Below are 20,555 nucleotides of genomic sequence, written 5' to 3'. Positions count from 1 at the left end.
CCTACTCTTTATAGAATATGAGGGTTCTTGCCTCTTTCACCCTTGATTATGCCGTCTTAGCAACCAGGCAAAAAAAGGGGCACCGATAAAGGCGGTGATCACACCAATCGGAAGCTCGCGTGGCTCCAGCAACAATCGAGCCAATGTGTCCGTCCATATGAGAAAGATCGCCCCCCCGAGCACAGAAATGGGCAACAGCAGACGGTGATTGGAGCCCACAATCATCCGCGTCATGTGCGGAATCACCAATCCTACAAACCCTATGGTGCCGGATACAGCAACGGCGACGCCAGTTGCCATAGAAGCTAAGATTAAGAGGAGGAGTCGAATTTTCTGCACGGATACTCCCAAATGATAAGCAGAGCGCTCTCCCAGAGCAAACAAATCCAACTCGCGACTAAATAACCAAGCAATCCCTAACCCAAATACGATGAAAGGTAGAATAACGAACGCGTGACTCCATTCCCGTAAAGCGAGGCTCCCCATCAGCCAAAATTGAATTTCCATCATCCGTTCAGCCGATTGTGAGAGGATAAAGGTTAATAAGGAGCCGAAGAATGCCTGAATGACCACCCCAGCCAAAATGAGAGTCGAGGTGCGCATGCCACTTTTTACTTGTGCCAGTCGTAATACCAAGATGAGCGCCATCATGGCAAATAAAAAAGAAAAGAGGGGGACATTCCATATCCCAAGCAGAATGCCTCCCCAACCTGTCAAAATGGCGATGGCCGCGCCCACTGCAGCTCCAGATGATACACCTAAGATATAAGGATCTGCCAGTGGATTGCGCAAGACACCTTGAAAGATCACCCCACTACCAGCTAAGGCTGCACCCACAAGCCCAGCAAGCAAAACGCGTGGTAAACGAATTTGCCATATGATCGCTTCTGTAGTCGGATCACTTGCTGGAAGCGAAAGGAAAGGGATTTTCCCCACGATCGTCCGCCAACTGTCTACCATTGAAATATTAGCGCTCCCAAGAGAAATTGAACCCCCAATGGTTAATAAGAGTCCAGCGCTAAGAAGTATCAGCCAGACGAAAAGCTGTGTCTTCCCGATCCACTTTCTTTGCTTGTTCACTTCCTTAGAATTTTTCTGGGTAAAGCGCTTTCGCAACCTCCAACAGTCCTTTCGTAATACGTGGACCCTGGCGACTGACTAAGTTGCCATCCAGTTGAACCATACGTTCTTCTTTTACCGCGGTAATCTCGCTCCAACCCCCACGGTCAGAAATTTGACTCAAAGTGGCTTGTGCATCCTCTCCATGGGTGAACAGAATCACATCAGGATTCCATTCTACTACCTTTTCTTCCGATACTTGCACCCAGCCTTCCTCTTCTGCTGCCACATTGATGCCTCCAGCCAGTGTGATCAGCTCATTCATAAAAGTACCATTACCCGTTGTATAAAGATCCGATGAAACTTCATACCAGGTGCGAAGCCGCTCATCCTTTGGGATATCCCCTACAGCTTCTTTCACCCCTTCCACATCGGCTTTCATTCCATCGATCACCTGCTGGGCTTCTTCCACTTGATTGGTCGCTTCTCCTACTTTTTCAATTGACTGATAGACACCTTCTAAGTTTTGTCCTTCAACAACCAGTACAGTCAGATCCAATCCACGCAGTTTTTGAATCGCTTCCCCATTCAAATTGGCTGCCAATACTAAGTCCGGCTCGAGTGAAACCACCTTCTCCGCATTGATCTCCATATCTCCTATTTTTTCAATCTCGCTCACTTCAGCAGGGTAATCATCGTTCGAGGTAACACCCACGATACGATCTCCCACATCAAGGGAGAAAGCGATTTCCGTCGCACTCGGAATCAAGGAGATAATCCGCTTCGGCTCCTCTTCAATCGTTACTTCTTCTCCATCATCTCCTGTGATCGTTACAGGATATGTAACTGCATCCGCCTTCTCTTCTACCTGACTCTTTTCTTTTTCTGGTTTCTCTGCTTCGGGTTCAGCGGCACAGCCCGCGGCACTAAATATCATCACCAAAGCGAGTAATAGCGATTGAAACTTCCACCAACGATTCTTCATCTTCTTTTCTCCTCCCATATTGTTCTCCTTCCAGCCGATAAAAAACCTTGTACCTACTGGTACAAGGAGGGTTCGCTTACGGGAGGGCCGCACAATAAAGTCGAAGTGATCTGGTTAGCTGGTTAACCTTTACACATCAAATCTTGACGTTAACCACCACAAGGATTCAGTCTCAGTCTAACCATAGACTGTCCAATCCTCATAAAACCAGTCAGTATTTTCTATTATTTGTGGGTTCCTAGCGTTCCTCCTTTACCGCGAAGGAGAGTAACATTTGCGAGAACAGGCAGGTCTCCTGGCTCATGGTTCATCGCGCCTCCGTCCCTTCCCATCCTCTTGGAGGACAGTGGTCAGTCCTTCGGATTTGCTCCCCATTCACAGTGGCGGGTCCGCGCCGGATTTCCACCGGCCTTCCCTCTTCACTTTCGCTAGTCGCGAAAGACCTGTTCCCCACCAGATAATTTTTTAGGTACCTTATAAATGGCTACCTATCACTTCCATTATACTTCTCCCCTAGGAGGTGTCAATAAAGAAAAGAAGCTTGACATTCACACCTCTCCCGCGTGATAGTAGGAGGTGAAAGTTGATCTATTGAAAGGAGGGAGGCACAACTTGTGCCACCATTCATGCCAACACCTTTTTCGCTTCCAGTGGGTAAAGAAAAGCGCATCATCCGCGGTGATGTCTTTCTCCCCGCTTCCAAGCGTCCTGCCCCAACATTATTGATCTTACATGGCTTTAAAGGTTTTAAAGATTGGGGATTCTTCCCTCATGCAGCCAACCGTTTTTCTGAAGCAGGTTTTGCCGTCGTCACCTTTAATTTTTCCATGAATGGAGTAGGCGAGGACTTTCTTCATTTTACCGAATTGGAGAAATTCGCTCACAATACCTACTCACGCGAACAAGAGGATTTAGATGTGCTTCTTCACGCCATTCGTACACAAACTCTCCCCTTATCCGATCACATGGATAGTGACCAAATTGGATTAGTCGGACATAGTCGTGGCGGAGGCAATGCCCTTCTATACGCGCTCGACCATACCCCTATCCGTGCTGTGGCAACTTGGAATGGCATTAACAAGCTAGATTTGTTCTCTCCTCAGTTAAAAGAAGAGATTCTGCGTAAAGGAGAAGGGTCCATCTATAACAGCCGCACCAAGCAACAGATGCCAATCAGTCAAGAAGTTCTGCAAGATCTAGAAGAGAATAAAGACTCTTTTCATCTCATGAAGCGACTCACCCATTATAAGCGGCCCTTGCTCATCGTGCATGGAAAAGAAGATCTTTCTGTCCCTGCAACGACCGCAATCAACCTGCAGCAAGCCGTCCCTCATGCCCAACTCTCTCTAATTGATGGAGCCAATCATGTTTTTGGTTGTTCTCATCCCTTTCAAGAACCAACCTCGTTGCTTGAGCAAGCCATCGAAACCACCACTTCTTTTATGAACAAACATCTTTCGTCAAATGGAATACAAAAGTGAACAAAAAAAAGACCGGCGGTTTTCCGTGCCGCCGGTTTTCACTCAGGGGGTAAGACTTTTGTTCAAACAAAGGGGGATAATCAGGGCAATCCTTGGTTATCCAAAAGGTATTGAAAGACCATTTGTGCAATCAGCCTTTCAATACTATCAACGACGACTCCATTTCTTTCGTTTCATCAGATTATAAAAAATTATATCTCCAAATATTTCTTTATCGTTTGTTCGCTCTATTCAATCTTAGCACCATACGAACGAGCAAAAGCAACAGCTTCTGCAAACTCCATCTTCACTCCCCGAATATCCAACTGGGTAAAATCGACTCCCGTCACAACCGCACCTCGCAAGTCGGCTTCTCTCATATTCACTTTATTCAACTGGGCACGGGTCAAATCCGCTCCTCGAAGATCCGCTTTCTCCAAGTTCGCTTCATAAAGATCGGCTTCTACTAACCGAACCTTTTGTAGCGATTGCTTGCCCAGATCGGCATGACGTAGAGAAGTAAAGGACCAATCACCCTCCTCTACTTTCAGCCCTGCCAGATTGGCACCCGTTAGGTTAGAACCAACGAGCTTACATTCCAGCAGTTCCGCACAAAAAAGGTTCGCATTTTCAAATTCACAGTTGGTAAAGCTGGATCGTCGATGACAGGAAGCATTAAGATAAGCCCCTCGAAAATCGCAATTGATAAATTGGCAGGCGGTCGTTATCCATTCATCTAGTCGCGCTCCTTGAAAAGAGCAAGCAATGAAGCGGCAGTCACGTAAGTTCGCTCCAATCCAATCCTCTCCATCTACCTCTAGACCTTCTACTTCTCTTGCTTCCCAGTTTTTCAATCAGTTTCACTCCCCAGCAAGTGTCACCATATACCCAGAGAATTTGCGAATATTAACCACCCCCGAATCCAAAATCAAATATTGCCCCTTAATCCCCAATAATGTCCCTTCAATCGTAGGAGTCTTATCCAAATTAAGTGATTTGATTTTTTCAGGAGCTTCCAATTGAGGGTAGTGAAATTCATATACTTCCTCAGGTTCTAACAAGAATTCCGTAAATGTTTCCGGGATTTTTCCCACAATCTCTTGGTAAACATCTAGCAGATCCTTCTCTGCAATTTCATTTTTTAGCATCTTACGCCAATTGGTTTTATCATTCAGATATTGTGTGAGATGAACCTCCAACTCTCCTGCTAACTTGCGGGTGGGAACTTCTGCGATGGGAAGTGCACGTACCGCCCCTTGATCCACCCAACGCCGAAAGCCATTCCCTTTTCGTGTGATGCCTACTTTCACTTCACTGGAAAGCGCCAGATAAACATAATGTGGCTGCATACAATGATGCTCGCCAAAGGCATCGTCACGGCATGTCCCTTCATGATAATGACAGAGATGGGGTTTCACCATACAAAGATCATTCTTCGCTAGATCACGAAAGCATGGATAGCAATAGCCACTATTATATGTCTTTTTGATCTTACGCCCACATTCGATACAGTTGATCTCACCTGAAAAGTGAATAGCCATACGATTTCCTATCCATTTATTTAAACGAACCTGCTCATCACCTACAGAAGCATAGTAGGTAACCGGTTCGGTCGGTTCATGCGCTAATGCACGAAGCATGCCTGTCCATTCCATCCCAATCCCTCCTCCTCTCGTATTGTAACATGGGCAAGCAGGAGGAGGGAGGAGCAAAGCTTGTCAATTGTATCTAAGAACGAAACCCTCGGTTTCCTATGTTAACGATCCATTCCACTAGTGCCAACTAGCATCTTTTTACCATGAACCGAACGCTTTTTTGCTGAATAGACTGAAAAGATTGTATTTTGCAAAGGAGGATGCCCTATGCTTCATCCCTTCCTACGTCCTGCAACACGGCTTTCCGGTTTCTGCAAAGTAGAAGAAGAGATCAATCAGTACCACATGGTCGGAAACGGATTTATCTATTGTTTTGCACAAGAACATTGGAGTTTGGCCATCGACAATCATGCGCTCCTTCACTTTTTTTTCGACCAAAAGCCCACGGATAACCTTCCACATTTGTTGACACGAAAACCCTATTCAATGAGTGAAAATCTTGATATTGAAAGCAAAGCCTCTTTTCACGAGCTATACTATATAAATGTTTGGTCAGGAATTGATCTGCTCTTCTACGAAAAGAATGACGACCTCAAGTATGATCTTATTCTCTCGCCTCACGCCAGCTTAGACGCTATCCGTATGAAAGTAGACGGGGCCGATGACGTTCGTATTAACGAAGACGGCGAACTGATCTTTCACACCTCTCACGGGATCGTGAAACAAGCACACCCGATGAGCTACCAACTTACTCCTCATGGAAAACAAGAAGTGAGTACTCCTTTCACCCTCTATGATTCATCCACTTTTGGGTTCCAACTAAAAGGAGAATATGATCCCACCCTTCCCCTCATCATCGATCCAATCATCCTGTTATATTCCACTTACTTAGGAGGGTCTGCTACCGATTGTGGACTCAGTATCGCGATCAATGCAGATAAACAAGCATTCGTCTCGGGAACAACAGCCTCCGCTAATTTTCCCCTCACAACAGGAGCATTTCAAACCATCCAACAAGGTTTTGAGTCTACCTTTGTTTCCAAATTTAACGCTTCCGGAACTTCCCTACTCTACTCCACCTTGCTATCCGGCAGCGAAGGCGAACGCGGAATTGGTATTAAAGTAGATCCTACCGGGCATGCCTATGTCACGGGAGAGACGACTTCTACTAACTTCCCTGTCACCTCGAATGCTTTGCAAACGATTTTCAGAGGGATCGAAAGTGTGTATGTGACTAAATTGTCCCCAACAGGCTCCAGCCTCATCTTCTCCACCTTATTAGGAGGGAGTGAAAATCAGGCCGCTAACGGAATCGCGCTAGATGGAGATCAAAATGTCTATATAACTGGGATTACACAGTCAGGCGACTTCCCTACGACTAGCGGGGCCTTTCAGACCCGCAACAACGCTGCTTTACAGACCTCTTTTATTAGCAAGCTGGATCGCTCCGGCTCCACTCTCATTTATTCTAGTTATCTAGGCGGAAGCAACTTTGATGCGGGAACTGGGATTGCCGTCGATCAATCACAACAAGCAGTTGTAGTAGGATTAACCGGTTCCAATGACTTTCCTACTACCTCCAATGCTTTTCAAACCGCTGCCCCCGGGAGTACATCCGCCTACGTCACCCAGTTTAATGTCAACGGTTCTTCCTTGGTTTTCTCTACCTTCCTCGGCGGATCAGGGGATGATACTGGTTGTGCCATCAGTTTAAATCGCGGAGGAGAAGCTTATGTAACGGGACAGACACAATCCGATAACTTTCCAATAACTTCGGGTGCTTTTCAGACCGTACGCTTAGGCCAGGATGCTTTCGTTACCCGTTTCAATCGTGCAGGTTCGTCGCTACTTTTTTCTTCTTTTCTCGGCGGAACAGGTTCAGAAAAAGGATTTGGTATCGCTGTCGATCCCTATGACAATCCGTGGATCGTAGGAGAAACCAGTTCCACCAACTTCCCTGTTACAACCGATGCCGTTCAGTCCTTCTTTGCTGGAGGTAGCAATGATGCTTTCGCTACCCAAATCCAATTACAGGCCAACAAGAGTAATCGTATTTCTTACTCTACCTACCTAGGGGGCAGTGGGTTTGATCGTGCGAGTGCCACTGCGACGGATACCACTGCCAGTGCCTATCTTACTGGCGTCACCGCATCTCCCAATTTCCCTGTCCTCTCAAGTGCTTTTCAACCATCTTTCGCTGGCGTAGAGGATGCTTTCGTCACAAAAATCGGGTCTCCTTCCTCTATCCCTGGACCAACGGGGCCAACCGGGCCAACGGGACCTAGAGGTCCACGTGGACCCAGAGGAGCACGTGGACCACGCGGATCGAGTGGCGAAACATCGGGTTAAAGCTCGACCATCAGCCTCTAGTAAACATCTCTACTCTTATCTCGAATAACGCTCTCTTACAAGCGAAAAGACCATCAGCTACTATCCAAGTAGCTGATGGTCTTGTTCGAGGGAAGGACGACCCGTTACGTTGTCCCATATATTCTCTGCTGCGTTTCTTCCTGATTCAATGCAATCCGGTAAACCAACGCCATCGTATGCGGCTCCAGCGATAACCAACCGCGGGAAGTGTTCGGCTAGTTGGGAACGCATCGTTTCTAACCATGCCGCATGCCCCACTTCATATTGAGGCATCGAATCGCGCCAACGAGTCACAACGGAGAAAAGTGGCTCCTTCTCAATGCCTAAAATCTCCTGTAGATCCCGCTTGACGACCGCCACAATCTCTTCATCGGATCGATCCACAATCGCTTCGCTACCTGCACGACCCACATAAGCGCGTAACAAGGCCTTATCTTCCGGGGACGTGTGTGGCCATTTCTTATGGGTCCACGTACATGCCGTAATCGATGTCTCTTCTGTACGTGGTACAACAAAGCCTGTCCCTTCCCAGCGTAAGGGTGCATCTTCTTTGCGGTAACCTAAAGCGACAGTGGCTACTGTCGTCGGCTTCACATCGTTCATCAGTGGATCCAGATACGGGCTTCCTCCCAACAAACGTTGGGTAACAGTATGAGGCACCGCCATTACCACCGCATCGGCTGCTAATGTCTCACCATCACGCAAGGTAAGCTCATACCCTTGTGCTGTTTTGACCACATGGCGCACTTGTGTTTGTGTGCGTATGGAACACGAAGATGCTAGTTTCTCTTCCAATGCCGTCACCAAAGAGGTAAGCCCCTTTTTCAAGGTGAGAAACTGCCCTTTTTTCTTTGCTTGCCCTGCTTCGGGACGTGTCTTCTTCATACCGAGAATCAGGCTACGGTATTGCTCTTCTAGATCGATAAACTGAGGAAATGTTGCCTCAAGGCTCAAGCGATTAATGTCTCCCGCATAAATTCCCGACAGCAATGGCTCAATCACCTGGGTAACCACATCGTTCCCTAGACGCCTTCTAAAAAATTCCCCTACGGAGATATCGTGCGTTCCCGTCGCCGGTGGTAGCAATAGATCCGCTGCTGCGCGAAGCTTTCCGATAGGTGAAATTAAACCTGTCGTAACAAATGGCATCAAACGAGTAGGGATGCCCATAACCGCCCCTTCAGGAATCGGTAAAAGGCGCTTGTGGTTTAAGATATACGCTTGTCCTGTTTCATTTCGTACCAACTCATCTGCTAAACCCAGTTCAGACACAAGCTTTGCCGCTGCCGACTTCCGTTCCAAGAAAGAATCTGGTCCGCGCTCAATCACAAAGCCCTCGTGATACTCCGTATGAATCTTTCCACCCAAATGAGGACCCGCTTCCAGCAGGCTAATCTTGATCGGCTCTTGTGTCTGCTCTTGCGCGCGCTGAAGATAGAAGGCAGTAGCAAGACCAGTCAGCCCACCCCCAATGATGACTACGCGCTTCATGAGTCCACCTTCTCCAGGTGCTCTGACCACTTCAGGAGTACCTCATCCGCTAATCCGGCAATAAAAAGCGGGTCACTATTAGGCATGGGTGGTCGGAGATAGGAAGCCCCTACCTCAACGGTAACCACTTTGCACTCGTAATCGTTATCGTACAATACTTCCAAGTGTTCAGCTACAAATCCGAGAGGGCAGTAGACAAAGGTCTGATACCCCTTCTCTCGATACAAGTCCCTCGTCAAATCTTGTACGTCTGGACCCAGCCATGGATCAGGTGTATTCCCTTCACTCTGCCATCCAATCGCATAGTGAGGAATGGATACCCGCTCAGCCAGTATTTGTGCCGTTTCCTGTAACTGATCCGGATAGGGATCCCCATATTGCAAAATCTTCTCTGGTAAGCTATGCGCTGAGAAAACGACGACACTTTTCTCACGTTCCTCCTGCGACAGTGAAGAGAGAGTGTTTTCTAACTGCTCCGTCCAATATTGTAAGAATTTCTCATTCTTGTACCAACTATTAATAGATATTATTTGCGGACCACCGATCCGCTCTGCTTCCGTAAGTGCCCGTTGATTATAGGATTTGACGCTAAAAGTAGAATAATGAGGAGCGAGCACCATACTGATTGCTTCCTCAATCCCGTCACGATGCATCTCTTGTACAGCATCTTCAATAAATGGAGCAATATGCTTTAATCCCAAGTAGACACGAAATTGAATCTCGCCTTCACGCTGATTTAATTCCGCCTCCAAAGCTGTTCGTTGCTCCTCTGTAATGCGTGCCAAGGGAGAGATTCCACCGATGGCTTCATATCGTTCAGTTAAATCTTGCAGCATTTCTTCTGATGGTTTTCTTCCATGGCGTATATGGGTGTAATAAGGTTCAATCTCTTCTTTACTCCGTGGCGTTCCGTAGGCCATCAGAAGTATACCAATTGTTTTCTTACTCATACGATACCCTCCACGATCGATTTCTTTTCATTTTAGTTATCTTACCCTATTTAACTTCCTTCTTCTCGTGCGAGTAATCATGAACCAGAGAGGTTAAGCGATTCAGTGTTTGAACATCTGCATCAGGAAACACCCCATGACCGAGGTTGAAAATATAACCAGGCTTTTTGGATCCCTCATCCAAAATTTCTTTCGCTTTCTTCTCCAATTGCTCCCACGGAGCGAGTAGCAGTGAAGGGTCTAAGTTGCCTTGCAACGTTTTCTCTACTCCAAGACGCCTCGCTTCTTGTATGCTTGTTCGCCAGTCCAAGCCTAGCACATCAACCGGAAGTTTATTCCATCTAGTAAGCAAATGACCCGCACCCACACCAAAATAGATGGTAGGAGCATTCGTTTTTTGTATCGAGGAGAAGATCTTCTCCATCACCGGAGCGATGTAGTGATCATAATCTTCTTGATTGAGTGCCCCAACCCACGAATCAAATACTTGTACAGCCGAAGCTCCAGCCTCAATCTGAGCAGATAAGTAGGTAATTGTCATGTCTGCTAACTTGTCCATCAGCGCTTGCCAAGCCTGTGGTTGTGCATACATAAAAGCTTTCGTTTTGTGATAATGCTTGGAAGGGCCACCTTCAATCATATAGCTCGCTAGGGTAAACGGTGCGCCGGCAAAGCCAATCAATGGGACTGTCAGCTGTTGTTGCAATATCTTTACCGCTTCTAGAATCATTGGCACATGCTTCGCTGGTTGTAACTCCAATAGTTGTCGAACATCCTGAATGGACGTAATCGGATTGTCGATCACCGGACCAATTCCCGATTGAATCTCCACATCCACACCGATAGGCTTGAGTGGTGTCATAATATCTGCAAAGAGGATCGCAGCGTCGACACCCAACTGCTCTACTGGCAGACGAGTCACTTCCGCACATACTTCCGGATTCTCATTCACTTCAAAGAAAGAGTATTGCTCTCGGATTTTACGATATTCCGGCTGGTACCGACCTGCTTGTCGCATATACCATACAGGAACATACTCCGTCGGTTCTTTCCGGCAAGCACGCAAAAAGGTATCATTGATTGGTCCGTTCTTCATATTCTTTTGCCCCTTTTTTCTCTCAATGTATGATCAATTCGATTATCGCTTTTCAAATAGACAGGGGACCTCCTTAAAGAAATTCCCCATTTCTCTTCATGATATCCTTTTTGCGTTCAGATATATAGTCTCACCGACGAACGGTCAAAAAATTGTTCAAAACAGAAGAGATCCCCCTTGAAAGTAAAGGTAAAAGATCATTAACGGACACAAAATGGCGTTTCTTCCGTCAACAAAGCGACACATTTTTCTAGGCTAGGTACCCTTGACGTTACGTCCTTATAAAGCTCGCATATTATAAGGTATATTTAGTAAAGTAGAAATGAGGTTTATGTTATGAACTCAAAAGTCATTATATTCATGCACCTCCCTAAAACGGCTGGTACAACCACCCGTCGCATCATGGATACTCATTATGGTAGAGAAAATATTTATCGGACCAACGATACATTCCAGCCAGTCTCCCCCTCAGAATCTATCTCAAAAGAAGACAGTCTCCCCTATAAAGCGGTATATGGCCATCGACCCTATGGTGTTCACCAATGGTTTCAAAAGCCTGCAACATATTTTACATTCCTGCGCCATCCATTGGATCGTGTGATTTCCTATTTTAACTATCTACGTGGCACAAAGCAAAATTCATTGCATAACACCGTGAAGAACCTCTCTTTTCATCAGTTTATTCACTATTCCAACCCTGCCCTTCAGCGTGGCCTCCGAAATACACAAACGACTTGGATATCGGGTGACAACCAACCCAATCTCCACAAGGCCCAGCTTCATATACAATCTCACTTTACCATGGTAGGTATCACCGATATGTATACAGAATCTCTCTATCTACTAAACAAGAAATTAGGTTGGAAGAAAATGAAATTTATGAGTGTTCATCAAAGTACCAAGTATATTGGCAAAGAGGAAGTTCCCGCTTCATTAAGGAAAACAATCATTCGCCGTAATCAAAAAGACTTAGAGCTCTACAAATTCTACAAGCACAAATTACGATCTCAGTTCAATCAACTCCCCCCTGAAGAAAAACAAGACTTCCTTCGATTTAAAAAATACATGTCAACTTAGTAGGTGGTGAGAATAGGGAGTCTCTATATTCCAATCCGAAGCCACGTCCCCTTCTATCGGATATAACCTTAAAGTGGCATCAGCATTTCCTTACTGTTCATGTCACCTCAACCAAATGCAACTAGACCGATTGAGTTCCTCTTTCGTCAAGCACTCATTTGAGAGTGAACGCTTAAGATATTTTATTTCTATTTAAAGGGACCACTCCAACGGACAGGAGGTTCCGTCCCTCTGCGAAATTCTTCCCACCACGAGCGATAACGAACCAGCAGGAGGATACCGATCAATGCAACAACCACTAACCCATAAAAATGAATAGGGAAGAAAAGAGCGAGTATCATCACCGCTCCAATGGTAATATATGTAGCCAAGCTACGATAATGGGTAATCAGCAAGGTTAGAAAGTAAATCAATAGGCCACACAAGATGAGGAGCGGACTAAGAATGAGAAACGCCCCTCCGGCGACTGCCAATCCACGCTCACCACGAAATCCAGTAAACACCGAATACGTGTGTCCCACAACTACTCCTACTGCTGCCAAGGAAGCTCCCATCCAGCCTCCCATCAACAATCCGATTAAGGTAGCCACTCCACCCTTGACCATCTCAAACCCACCCCACACGACACCCGAACGAACGGACAAGCGTGCTTGATGGGAAACCTCCATCCAACCACGACTACGTTCCAATACCCACTCCAATGGAAAAGCACCGATCAAATACGACAGAGCCACAATAATGATAAAATTCATCGATTTTCTCCCCTTCAGCTGGATGGATAGCGCCGGATGAGCAAAAGCCCCAATACAGCGATGCCACAATAGCCAAACAATGGATACAAATAACCAATCAATGTGGGAAAGCCAATCATTGAGCACAAATATCCAAGGAAGAAAATGCCTGCCATGAGCGTATTCATCCGTAGACGCGTCACTTGATGAAGATTAGCTGCCAAGCCATATACATTCCCAATTAGGGTCGTAAAGATCTCTCCCCACATCACCACCAAAAAGAAGGTTTTCATCCCTTCACCCAAAGTAGTAATCACAAGGGCAATCGGAATTTCCAACTGATACACCTGTGGAGAGTGAAGGGAAAGCGCAAAGTTACTGGTGATGAGCATCAGCCCTAGCACACACCCACCCATCCAACCACCTAAGCGTAGTACTTTTTCATCCCCTATCTCATGCCCAAGCGGCACCAACACAGCTTGCGACATGGCAAGATTAAACGCCACATAGGTTAGAGCGGAAAGACTCCAATGTCCTTCGTTGGTGGCTTCCTCCATCGCAAACAGCCCTTCTACTCCTCCACTTTGCCAGCCATTGATTCCCACTAAGAGCGTAAATAAAAACATCAACGGCACCACCAATGTGTTGACTGATAAAATCCCATCCATTCCACGAATAATGACAAGAAAGGCAATGAGAGATGTGGCAATCACCCCGAAATGAAAGGAGAAACCCAGTTGCTCCTCAAACAGCGCTCCTGTCCCTGACATCATCGCTGTTGTCACTCCAAAGAGGACCACACCCACAAACCGACTCATCCACTTTCCCCACGTGGGTCCAAAGAGGTGGTCGTTCAATTCTTCGTATGATTCTGCCTGCAGGCGCGCTCCCATCACCATCATGCGCGTTCCCAACCACACAAACAAAGCTGAAACTGCCACAATGGCCCACATGCCACCCATCCCATACACAGTAAAAAACTGCATAATCTCCTGTCCGGAAGCAAAGCCTGCACCAACCACCGTGCCTATATACGTAAATGCCACTCGAAACGCCATCGTCCACTGTGAATTCAAGCCTCATTCTCCTCCTTCCGCCTTGTCCTCATAGGACTAGTCTATGGAGACGAGATAGAGGGTAGAACAAGCAAAAAAGACTAGCCCATAATGGACTAGTCTCCCTTTTACCTTCGTTCACTTCATCATTCGATTGTCTCTAATAGAACGTTATTGTCCACCTGGATTTTGATTTGTTGCTGGAATTTGTACAGTAGCCGGCTGATTCGTTGGAATCTGCTCTCTGGTCAATGGATGGATGGTATATACTTCATACGTGACAGTAGTCGGAGTTGGTTGAGGTTGAATACCTTGATCCACAAAGCTGGTATCCGAAGTCTCCCCTGTGATTGGCTGTCCATCACGATAAAGAACATATTTCGCCCCTTGTTGATTAGAGGGATTCCATTTCACTTTCACCGTTCCATTTCGGTCACGGTAGTCGCCGGATAGATTACTGGCAGGTTGGAATTCCCCTTCTTCCGGTTGCTCCGGCTCCTCTCCATTACCATTACCTGGCTTAATCTCTACTGTTGCTACATTGGAAGGGCTCGTTTCTTGTGTTTCACCTTCATTGGGTTGTGTATCAATAGCAATCACTCGATATTGGTAGGTTTTCTTGTTTCGGCCTGTTAGGTTATCAAAGAATCCACCATCTTCAGGAGGTTCGATACTGGTGTCCGTGTGAGAGCCTGACGTCACTTGTTTTAACTCTTGCCAATTTCCGCCTTCTTCATTACGCTCAATACGGTACACCACACGACTTCCTTGATCTTGGTCTGTCCAGCTAAGGTGAACCGCTTGATTCCCTCTGTCGTAATCTGCTTTCAAGTCGGTGACTTGTTTTAACTGGAATGGAGGTTGTGGATCGGATACACCCTCCGGTTTTTCCAACTTACTTGAGCCTTCGTTGAGGGTTTTGCTCATGATGTCATTAAAAAGTTGTGCCCCATAGGATTTGTCGTCTAGCTTCTTCTTCAAACCCTGAGGGTTATAAACAGTCGTTGCCATCGTGTAATCCTGTGAATATCCAACAAACCAAGAGTCTTTATACTCATTTGTGGTTCCCGTCTTACCAGCTATCTCATGGTTGGGGATATTCACATACTTACGAGCCGTACCATTATCACCTGCGACAACACCTTTTAACATTCTCGTCATATACCAGGCCGTTTGTTTAGGGTGATCAAAAACTTTTTCATTTGTTTCCGGTTTACGAGTGGGCTCTTCTATCTTTTCTTTGCCTCCACGAACATCTTTAATTTCAATGATTGTATGTGCCTCTGTCATTTTCCCCAAGCGTGGGAAAGCGGTATAGGCTTGTGCCATATCCACCGTGGAAACGCCTTTGGTCAATCCACCCAATGCCAACGGAGAAACACCCTTATCTTCCTCTAGCAAGGGAAGTCCAAACCTTTGCACACCATACGCAAATGCTGGTTCGATATTCACATGGTCCACCAAGATTCGAGCGGTTGCTAGGTTTAATGATTGAGCTACAACATCACTCATAGATACTAATCCATAGTCCCTATTCGTGTAGTTGTTAATTTCCAATCCTTGCTCTTCCGCCCACTGTTTATCATCATCAATCTGATAGTACTCATTAAATCCATTTCTATCTACAGCAGGTGAGTATACGGTCAACGGCTTGAGAGAAGATCCCGGCTGGTGTTCTTCTGCTGCTCGCATTTTATAGGAGGGTTTATACTCTCGTCCGCCAGCAATAGCAACAATTCCACCCGTTTTATTATCTATCATGGTGGCAGCCCCATCAACTAAGCCCAGACTTTCAGCTGGATAGAGTGAGTCATCTTTCATCGCTGCTTCCATCGCATCTTGTGCTTTGGGATTAATATATGTCTTGATTTCGAATCCACCTACGGCTAGCTCTTCTTCCGTCAAGCCATAATACTCTTCCGCATCACGAATAACCATTTCCTTATAGGCATCATAACCTGTATCCTTTAAATACTCATTCATGTGCTTCTCATCGTGACTGATCTCCGTTGCTTGTAGCTTTTCTTTCTCTTCTTGCGTAATGATGCCCTCACGAGCCATAATAAACAACACGGTATCCCGTCGTTCTTTCTGTGCTTTCCAGTTCTCTTCCCCTGAAAACGGATTATACTTACTAGGGGCCTTCGGTAAACCTGCCAATATGGCCACTTCTTGTGGTTCTAACTCTTCTTTCATAATATCTTTTCCAAAATAAATCTTCGATGCCATCTGGATTCCTTCGACACCATTCCCAAAATAAATCTTATTGAGATACGCTTCAAAGATCTCTGCTTTGGTATACTTTCTTTCTAAACGCCAGGCTGCCCCGATTTCTTCGAGCTTTCGACTATAGGTTTTTTCAAAGTTATCCAGAATCGCATTTCTTGCCACCTGCATGGTAATGGTACTAGCACCTTCTGCTTTACCACCACTTTTGATATTAGCAAAAACCGCACGACCCATCCCATAGTAGTCCACTCCATTATGATCATTAAAGCGACTATCCTCTACCGCAGTAAAGGTATCCCAAATCAGTTCTTGAGATTTTACCCTCTCCCACTCAATCGGTTCGCTCTCGACCGCTCCGATTTTTGCTACTTCCTTACCATCAGGGTCCATAATAGTAGATGCGAACTCGGTATTTTCCATTTTATCTAAATCTTGAAGGTTAGCCGACATCATAATGGCAGAGCAGCCACCGGCTGCTAACAAAATCGATGTAAATAAGACTAGCAAGATCCATTTCTTATTAAAGAAGCGACGCCAGCCTTTTTTCTTGTCACCGCCTCCACCTTTTCCTCCTTGTAACCGCTGTCCACGCTTACCACTCACACGCGTATTGCGCGAAGTGAGGCGTTCGCTACGCGATCGGGACGGTGTCTCCCATTCGTGGTTTTGAAAATCACTCATTTTGATAAACCTCCTGCTACGCTCTCTTAAGTTGCCACTTTATTTATTGATGGGTAGACGCAATCAATTGATTGGCTTGCGCTCCCCCGTTGATTTCATTCTTGTTCCCGTTCGTTCCAGTCACCTTATTTGTGCTATAGTGTATGAGAGGTGATCATGGATGAATCGGCAAGCCGCCATTTTTGCCTGCCGTTTTACAGGCGGGATCGGAATTCTTTTTTCCCTATTAATCGGAGTAAAGTATGGCCTCTTTCATTTTTTACTTGGCCTCCTCTTTTCCTTTCTCTGGTTTGCTTTTGGACAAATTTTAAACAAAGTAAGTGAATAGTAGAAGATCATTATACCTTATTATAACGCAAATCGAAGGGAGGTTGGTGTCAACCCTTCGATTTTTTCAACTCTGCCTCATAAAATCGTGGTTATCAAAACCTCCACCCACATCTATTACTGTACCAGTGATAAAGTCAGAGTCAGGATCTACTAAAAACCGGATGACCCGTGCTATATCTTCTCCCGTTCCGGGTCTACCCACAGGGTTTTTCTCTTCTTTTTTACCTCGCGCCTCCGTAATCGATGCCTCTTTAAATGGATGACGGATATCTCCTGGGCACACCATATTGACGGTAATCCCATGAGGACCTTCTTCTTGCGCAAGTGTTTTCGTAAGAGAAGTGACTCCCGCTTTGGCTGCTGCATAGGCCACGTACCCTTCCCACGCTGGCGTATGCTCCACGTCAGGGAAACCAAAAGTGATTATGCGACCAAAATGGTGCTCCCTCATGCTGGAAAGAACCGCTTGCGCGCAATAAAAAACACTCGATAAGTTTCCAGAGATCATCTCATCCCACTGCTCTTGATTCAAGTTAGCAAGGGGAATCCGCTGAAAAATCATCGGACCGGCCGTACAGATGAGTACATCAATCCGCCCCCACTCTGCCAGGATGGTAGTAGCCATACGCTCTACATCTTCTCTCTTTCCAACGTCGCCTTGGAGTACCATGCATTCCTTATCAGAAGCAGTAAACGTTGCCTCCAATGCTTGTGCCTCTGCTTTACTCGTACGATAGTTGGTCGCCACGCGAAACCCCGCACGGGATAACTCTTGTAAAATTTGCACACCCAGTCCGCGAATTCCGCCTGTCACCCAAGCAACCGGTTGAGGCTTCATATTCATAACTCCTAACCATTTTTTTCTAACCCTTTATGAATCGAATACGTTTCTATTCTATTCGTTTCTTGGCTGATGTCAAATGAAAAAACCTGCGGATCACCCACAGGCTTTACTCATTGGAAGAAGGTTCTCTCATTGGCTCTAAAATTCGTTTAGCCATCAGTAGAAGGAGCCAAGCACCTAACATCATCCCGACCATTAATGTTACAGGGTGAATGGGCTCCCACAATGCGCCCGCCATCAGGATTACCGCCAATCCACCTAGCGCACAGCACTGAAACAAGCGCTTTTTTGTCCACCATGCTAAGAGAGAAGATAAAAACGTGAGTGTCATCATGGACTGCCATTCCCACAAGGCAAGCATTTCCCATTCGAACATCATTTTTCGCCTCCCTTTTCTCTTACTATCCTTTCCGCTATTGAAGGGAGGCATACAAGAGGGTTACAAAACAGACCGCTCTTTCTCTACTCTTTCACTTCCGCTGCCTGTACTGACCTCCGTTTCTGTGGAAACAAACCAAAGCGAGTCTTAAGATAATGAAAAAGTTCACGAGGAATGTTCACTCCACAAGCTGGCTCCAATCCCTCAAATCCAGGTGAAGAGTTCACCTCACAAATGGTAAAATGATCACCCTCAAACAAGAGATCCACCCCAGCTATATCCAAGCCTAAGATGCGCGTCGATTGCGTAGCCAACCACTCAATCTCAGGCGTGATCGGATACTCTTTCGTACTACCACCACTAGAAAAATTGGCTTTAAAACCCCCACTGGCTGAGTTGCGCTCCATACATCCGACCGCACGTCCTCCAATAACAAAAACACGCAAGTCACGACCGAAGCTAGACTCCACCAACTCTTGTAAAATCATATTAAAGTTTGGGTTGGTCGTCTCCACCAACTGCATCAGATCTTCAAAGTGACTCCTATTTTCCGACAAGAAGACTCCTTTTCCTTGGGTACCGGACAACGTTTTCACCACGATAGGAAAGCCGATTTGCTTCTCCACCAGATCAACGTCCACTGGAAATTTAGCCAACATGGTCTTGGGAACAGGGAGATTTTGTTCCGCTAAGATTTGGTGTGTATACAACTTATCTTTGACCGTCTCGATGCTAAGAGAAGAATTGATACAAGGGACTCCCAATTTTTCGAGATGACGGATAACAGCTAGAGCAAAGTAGGTTGTTCCCGCTCCCATCCGAGGAAGCACAAAGTCAGGAAGTGCCACCGGCTCCCCATCTACATAGATGCTCTTTCGATCTTCTTGGGTAACAATCAGGTCGACTTGGTTTGGTTCCAAGACACGCAGAGAGATTCCTTGACTTTCCCCTTCTTCTAATAGACGTTCAATTTCATACGACTCAGGTTGCGTGTTCACAGCACTGTATTTATAAAAAATCCACCCTTGCACAATACACACCCCTCTTTAACAATTCTTCTTTCGCAACTTTCTTTACTATGCATGGTTATTATACGCAGGAATTAGGCGGTTGAACAGATGATAGTGAATGTTTTAGAAAAATAAAATCCATTCAGATATATTTTCGAGAAAAGAGCGATTAGAAGAGAGCGAGGTGGTCCTTCCTTCCCCGTTCTCTTGCAATCCCTATTCCCTATTCCCTATTCCCTATTCCCTATTCCCTATGACGTTCTCTTCACTCTTTAGGTTTCCCTTCCCTATTCCTAGCTTCTATCTAATCTTCTCCATAATGCCTCCATATCCTGTGGCCAGGGAGAGTGAAACACTTTCTCTGCACCATCGCGCGGATGAACAATGCGTAGCTGTGTCGCATGCAAGGCTTGCCTCTCCATACCTAAGTTATCCCACCCCTCTGCATACATCGGATCACCGATGATCGGGTGACCAGAGTCAGCTAGATGGACCCGAATTTGATGGGTACGTCCCGTTTCGAGATGAAGTCGGAGCAAGGTCGCCTGTTCCTTTCTCTCCACCACGGTGAAGTGCGTAACCGCATGCGCACCACTTTCATGAACCCAACGATGAATCGGTCTTGTCGGATCATGTGCTATGGGACGGTTGATGGTTCCTTCTTCGCTCTCCACCTGACCGTGAACCATCGCAAGGTATTGCCGCTGATAACGCTTGCGCTTCATCTCTTTCGCAAAAAAATCATGTGTGTACGCATGTTTGGCCATAATCAAGAGGCCTGAAGTATCTTTATCCAAGCGGCTAACGGGCCGAATAGGCAATTCCTTTCCCTGTTGTTGGAAGTGATAGGCTAAACCATTTGCCAAGGTTTGATCCGGATAGCCCTTGGTAGGATGGACCACCAACCCTGCTGGCTTTTCTAGTACAATCAGGTCATCATCTTCGTAACAGATACAAATCCGTAACGGTTGGGGTTTCATTTTCAAGGTGGACTCAGGTGGCAAATAGATACGCACCTGATCCCCCACATGAACACGCGCACTTAGGTAGTACGGCTGTCCATTTACCTGTACGTATTCTCCCTGTTTCAACCTACGCAACCATCGACGGGAGAAGTGGTAGCGATTTTTTAGTAACTGGAGCAGTTTCTTTCCGTCCTCTTTTTCCTCAACAGCAAAGGTGCCAAATAGTCCTCGTTCATTCAATCGTTTTC

Annotated in this window: 18 protein-coding genes and 1 riboswitch; of the genes, 4 read left to right on the top strand and 14 right to left on the bottom strand. The window is 46.1% G+C overall.

Features of this window, described 5'->3' with window-relative positions; translation table 11 throughout:
- Window positions 1-36: 36 nt before the first annotated feature.
- On the bottom strand, window positions 37-1,116 hold the full coding sequence (locus AC6RGY_RS10575) for a FecCD family ABC transporter permease (protein ID WP_499862777.1): 1,080 nt from the start codon (window positions 1,114-1,116) through the stop codon (window positions 37-39).
- On the bottom strand, window positions 1,085-2,044 hold the full coding sequence (locus AC6RGY_RS10570; RefSeq protein WP_499862775.1) for an ABC transporter substrate-binding protein: 960 nt from the start codon (window positions 2,042-2,044) through the stop codon (window positions 1,085-1,087). Before AC6RGY_RS10570 ends, AC6RGY_RS10575 begins: the two co-directional genes overlap by 32 nt.
- 268 nt (window positions 2,045-2,312) lie before the next feature.
- Window positions 2,313-2,506, bottom strand: a riboswitch (cobalamin riboswitch).
- Window positions 2,507-2,658: 152 nt separating this feature from the next.
- Here AC6RGY_RS10570 and AC6RGY_RS10565 point away from each other — a divergent pair.
- A complete protein-coding gene (locus AC6RGY_RS10565) occupies window positions 2,659-3,525 on the top strand; it encodes an alpha/beta hydrolase family protein (protein WP_499862773.1) in 867 nt (288 codons plus the stop codon).
- 227 nt (window positions 3,526-3,752) lie between these two features.
- On the opposite strand, the gene AC6RGY_RS10560 is transcribed toward AC6RGY_RS10565, so the two are convergent.
- Both AC6RGY_RS10560 and AC6RGY_RS10555 read right to left on the bottom strand, forming a co-directional pair.
- Window positions 3,753-4,358, bottom strand: coding sequence for a pentapeptide repeat-containing protein (locus AC6RGY_RS10560; protein WP_499862771.1), 606 nt, complete (start codon window positions 4,356-4,358; stop codon window positions 3,753-3,755).
- A 6-nt stretch (window positions 4,359-4,364) separates the two neighbouring features.
- Entirely contained in the window at window positions 4,365-5,159 is a 795-nt protein-coding gene (locus AC6RGY_RS10555) for a DUF2797 domain-containing protein (protein WP_499862768.1), read from the bottom strand.
- A 207-nt stretch (window positions 5,160-5,366) separates the two neighbouring features.
- Here AC6RGY_RS10555 and AC6RGY_RS10550 point away from each other — a divergent pair, with 207 nt between their 5' ends.
- The gene (locus AC6RGY_RS10550; protein ID WP_499862766.1) at window positions 5,367-7,448 is read left to right on the top strand and encodes a DUF7948 domain-containing protein; all 2,082 of its coding nucleotides are present in this window, start codon (window positions 5,367-5,369) and stop codon (window positions 7,446-7,448) included.
- An 81-nt stretch (window positions 7,449-7,529) separates the two neighbouring features.
- On the opposite strand, the gene hemY is transcribed toward AC6RGY_RS10550, so the two are convergent.
- Genes hemY through hemE form a run of 3 tightly spaced genes read right to left on the bottom strand, consistent with a single transcriptional unit; the run spans window position 7,530 to window position 11,006 of the window.
- Window positions 7,530-8,960, bottom strand: a complete 1,431-nt coding sequence (gene hemY / locus AC6RGY_RS10545; RefSeq protein ID WP_499862764.1) for a protoporphyrinogen oxidase — start codon at window positions 8,958-8,960, stop codon at window positions 7,530-7,532.
- Window positions 8,957-9,910 carry a ferrochelatase gene (gene hemH / locus AC6RGY_RS10540; RefSeq protein ID WP_499862761.1) on the bottom strand — a complete coding sequence of 318 codons (954 nt, stop codon included), beginning with the start codon at window positions 9,908-9,910 and terminating at the stop codon, window positions 8,957-8,959. Before hemH ends, hemY begins: the two co-directional genes overlap by 4 nt.
- A 46-nt stretch (window positions 9,911-9,956) precedes the next feature.
- Window positions 9,957-11,006: a uroporphyrinogen decarboxylase gene (gene hemE, locus AC6RGY_RS10535; RefSeq protein WP_499862759.1), complete on the bottom strand. Its 1,050-nt coding sequence runs from the start codon at window positions 11,004-11,006 to the stop codon at window positions 9,957-9,959.
- 336 nt (window positions 11,007-11,342) lie between these two features.
- Between hemE and AC6RGY_RS10530 the strand changes: the two genes are divergently transcribed.
- Entirely contained in the window at window positions 11,343-12,083 is a 741-nt protein-coding gene (locus tag AC6RGY_RS10530) for a sulfotransferase family 2 domain-containing protein (protein WP_499862756.1), read from the top strand.
- A 188-nt stretch (window positions 12,084-12,271) separates the two neighbouring features.
- Here AC6RGY_RS10530 and AC6RGY_RS10525 read toward each other — a convergent pair whose 3' ends face one another.
- From AC6RGY_RS10525 to AC6RGY_RS10515, 3 genes are all read right to left on the bottom strand, one after another.
- Window positions 12,272-12,835 carry a glycerol-3-phosphate acyltransferase gene (locus tag AC6RGY_RS10525; protein ID WP_499862754.1) on the bottom strand — a complete coding sequence of 188 codons (564 nt, stop codon included), beginning with the start codon at window positions 12,833-12,835 and terminating at the stop codon, window positions 12,272-12,274.
- A gap of 14 nt (window positions 12,836-12,849) precedes the next feature.
- On the bottom strand, window positions 12,850-13,890 hold the full coding sequence (locus tag AC6RGY_RS10520) for a YkvI family membrane protein (protein WP_499862752.1): 1,041 nt from the start codon (window positions 13,888-13,890) through the stop codon (window positions 12,850-12,852).
- A gap of 150 nt (window positions 13,891-14,040) precedes the next feature.
- Complete coding sequence (locus AC6RGY_RS10515; RefSeq protein ID WP_499862749.1) at window positions 14,041-16,779, bottom strand: transglycosylase domain-containing protein; 2,739 nt, start codon at window positions 16,777-16,779, stop codon at window positions 14,041-14,043.
- Window positions 16,780-16,939: 160 nt separating this feature from the next.
- Here AC6RGY_RS10515 and AC6RGY_RS10510 point away from each other — a divergent pair, with 160 nt between their 5' ends.
- A complete protein-coding gene (locus tag AC6RGY_RS10510) occupies window positions 16,940-17,107 on the top strand; it encodes a hypothetical protein (protein ID WP_499862747.1) in 168 nt (55 codons plus the stop codon).
- Window positions 17,108-17,173: 66 nt separating this feature from the next.
- Here AC6RGY_RS10510 and AC6RGY_RS10505 read toward each other — a convergent pair whose 3' ends face one another.
- The 4 genes from AC6RGY_RS10505 to AC6RGY_RS10490 all read right to left on the bottom strand — a co-directional run bounded on the left by AC6RGY_RS10505 (window position 17,174) and on the right by AC6RGY_RS10490 (window position 20,547).
- A complete protein-coding gene (locus AC6RGY_RS10505) occupies window positions 17,174-17,947 on the bottom strand; it encodes an SDR family oxidoreductase (RefSeq protein WP_499862745.1) in 774 nt (257 codons plus the stop codon).
- Between the two features lie 112 nt (window positions 17,948-18,059).
- Entirely contained in the window at window positions 18,060-18,332 is a 273-nt protein-coding gene (locus AC6RGY_RS10500) for a hypothetical protein (RefSeq protein ID WP_499862743.1), read from the bottom strand.
- Window positions 18,333-18,415: 83 nt separating this feature from the next.
- Window positions 18,416-19,363, bottom strand: a complete 948-nt coding sequence (locus tag AC6RGY_RS10495; RefSeq protein WP_499862741.1) for an ATP-grasp domain-containing protein — start codon at window positions 19,361-19,363, stop codon at window positions 18,416-18,418.
- Window positions 19,364-19,635: 272 nt separating this feature from the next.
- Window positions 19,636-20,547: an RluA family pseudouridine synthase gene (locus AC6RGY_RS10490; RefSeq protein ID WP_499862739.1), complete on the bottom strand. Its 912-nt coding sequence runs from the start codon at window positions 20,545-20,547 to the stop codon at window positions 19,636-19,638.
- Window positions 20,548-20,555 lie beyond the last annotated feature (8 nt).

The organism is Mechercharimyces mesophilus, assembly GCF_059818345.1.
This window is presented reverse-complemented; position numbering and strand designations above follow the sequence as displayed.

What these genes read in the sequence shown, in the direction of transcription:
- AC6RGY_RS10570 (WP_499862775.1), bottom strand. Translation starts at nt 2,044, where the DNA reads ATGAAGAATCGTTGGTGGAAGTTTCAATCGCTATTACTCGCTTTGGTG.
- AC6RGY_RS10555 (WP_499862768.1), bottom strand. Translation starts at nt 5,159, where the DNA reads ATGGAATGGACAGGCATGCTTCGTGCATTAGCGCATGAACCGACCGAA.
- AC6RGY_RS10550 (WP_499862766.1), top strand. Translation starts at nt 5,367, where the DNA reads ATGCTTCATCCCTTCCTACGTCCTGCAACACGGCTTTCCGGTTTCTGC.
- hemY (WP_499862764.1), bottom strand. Translation starts at nt 8,960, where the DNA reads ATGAAGCGCGTAGTCATCATTGGGGGTGGGCTGACTGGTCTTGCTACT.
- hemH (WP_499862761.1), bottom strand. Translation starts at nt 9,910, where the DNA reads ATGAGTAAGAAAACAATTGGTATACTTCTGATGGCCTACGGAACGCCA.
- hemE (WP_499862759.1), bottom strand. Translation starts at nt 11,006, where the DNA reads ATGAAGAACGGACCAATCAATGATACCTTTTTGCGTGCTTGCCGGAAA.
- AC6RGY_RS10530 (WP_499862756.1), top strand. Translation starts at nt 11,343, where the DNA reads ATGAACTCAAAAGTCATTATATTCATGCACCTCCCTAAAACGGCTGGT.
- AC6RGY_RS10525 (WP_499862754.1), bottom strand. Translation starts at nt 12,835, where the DNA reads ATGAATTTTATCATTATTGTGGCTCTGTCGTATTTGATCGGTGCTTTT.
- AC6RGY_RS10515 (WP_499862749.1), bottom strand. Translation starts at nt 16,779, where the DNA reads ATGAGTGATTTTCAAAACCACGAATGGGAGACACCGTCCCGATCGCGT.
- AC6RGY_RS10510 (WP_499862747.1), top strand. Translation starts at nt 16,940, where the DNA reads ATGAATCGGCAAGCCGCCATTTTTGCCTGCCGTTTTACAGGCGGGATC.
- AC6RGY_RS10505 (WP_499862745.1), bottom strand. Translation starts at nt 17,947, where the DNA reads ATGAAGCCTCAACCGGTTGCTTGGGTGACAGGCGGAATTCGCGGACTG.
- AC6RGY_RS10500 (WP_499862743.1), bottom strand. Translation starts at nt 18,332, where the DNA reads ATGATGTTCGAATGGGAAATGCTTGCCTTGTGGGAATGGCAGTCCATG.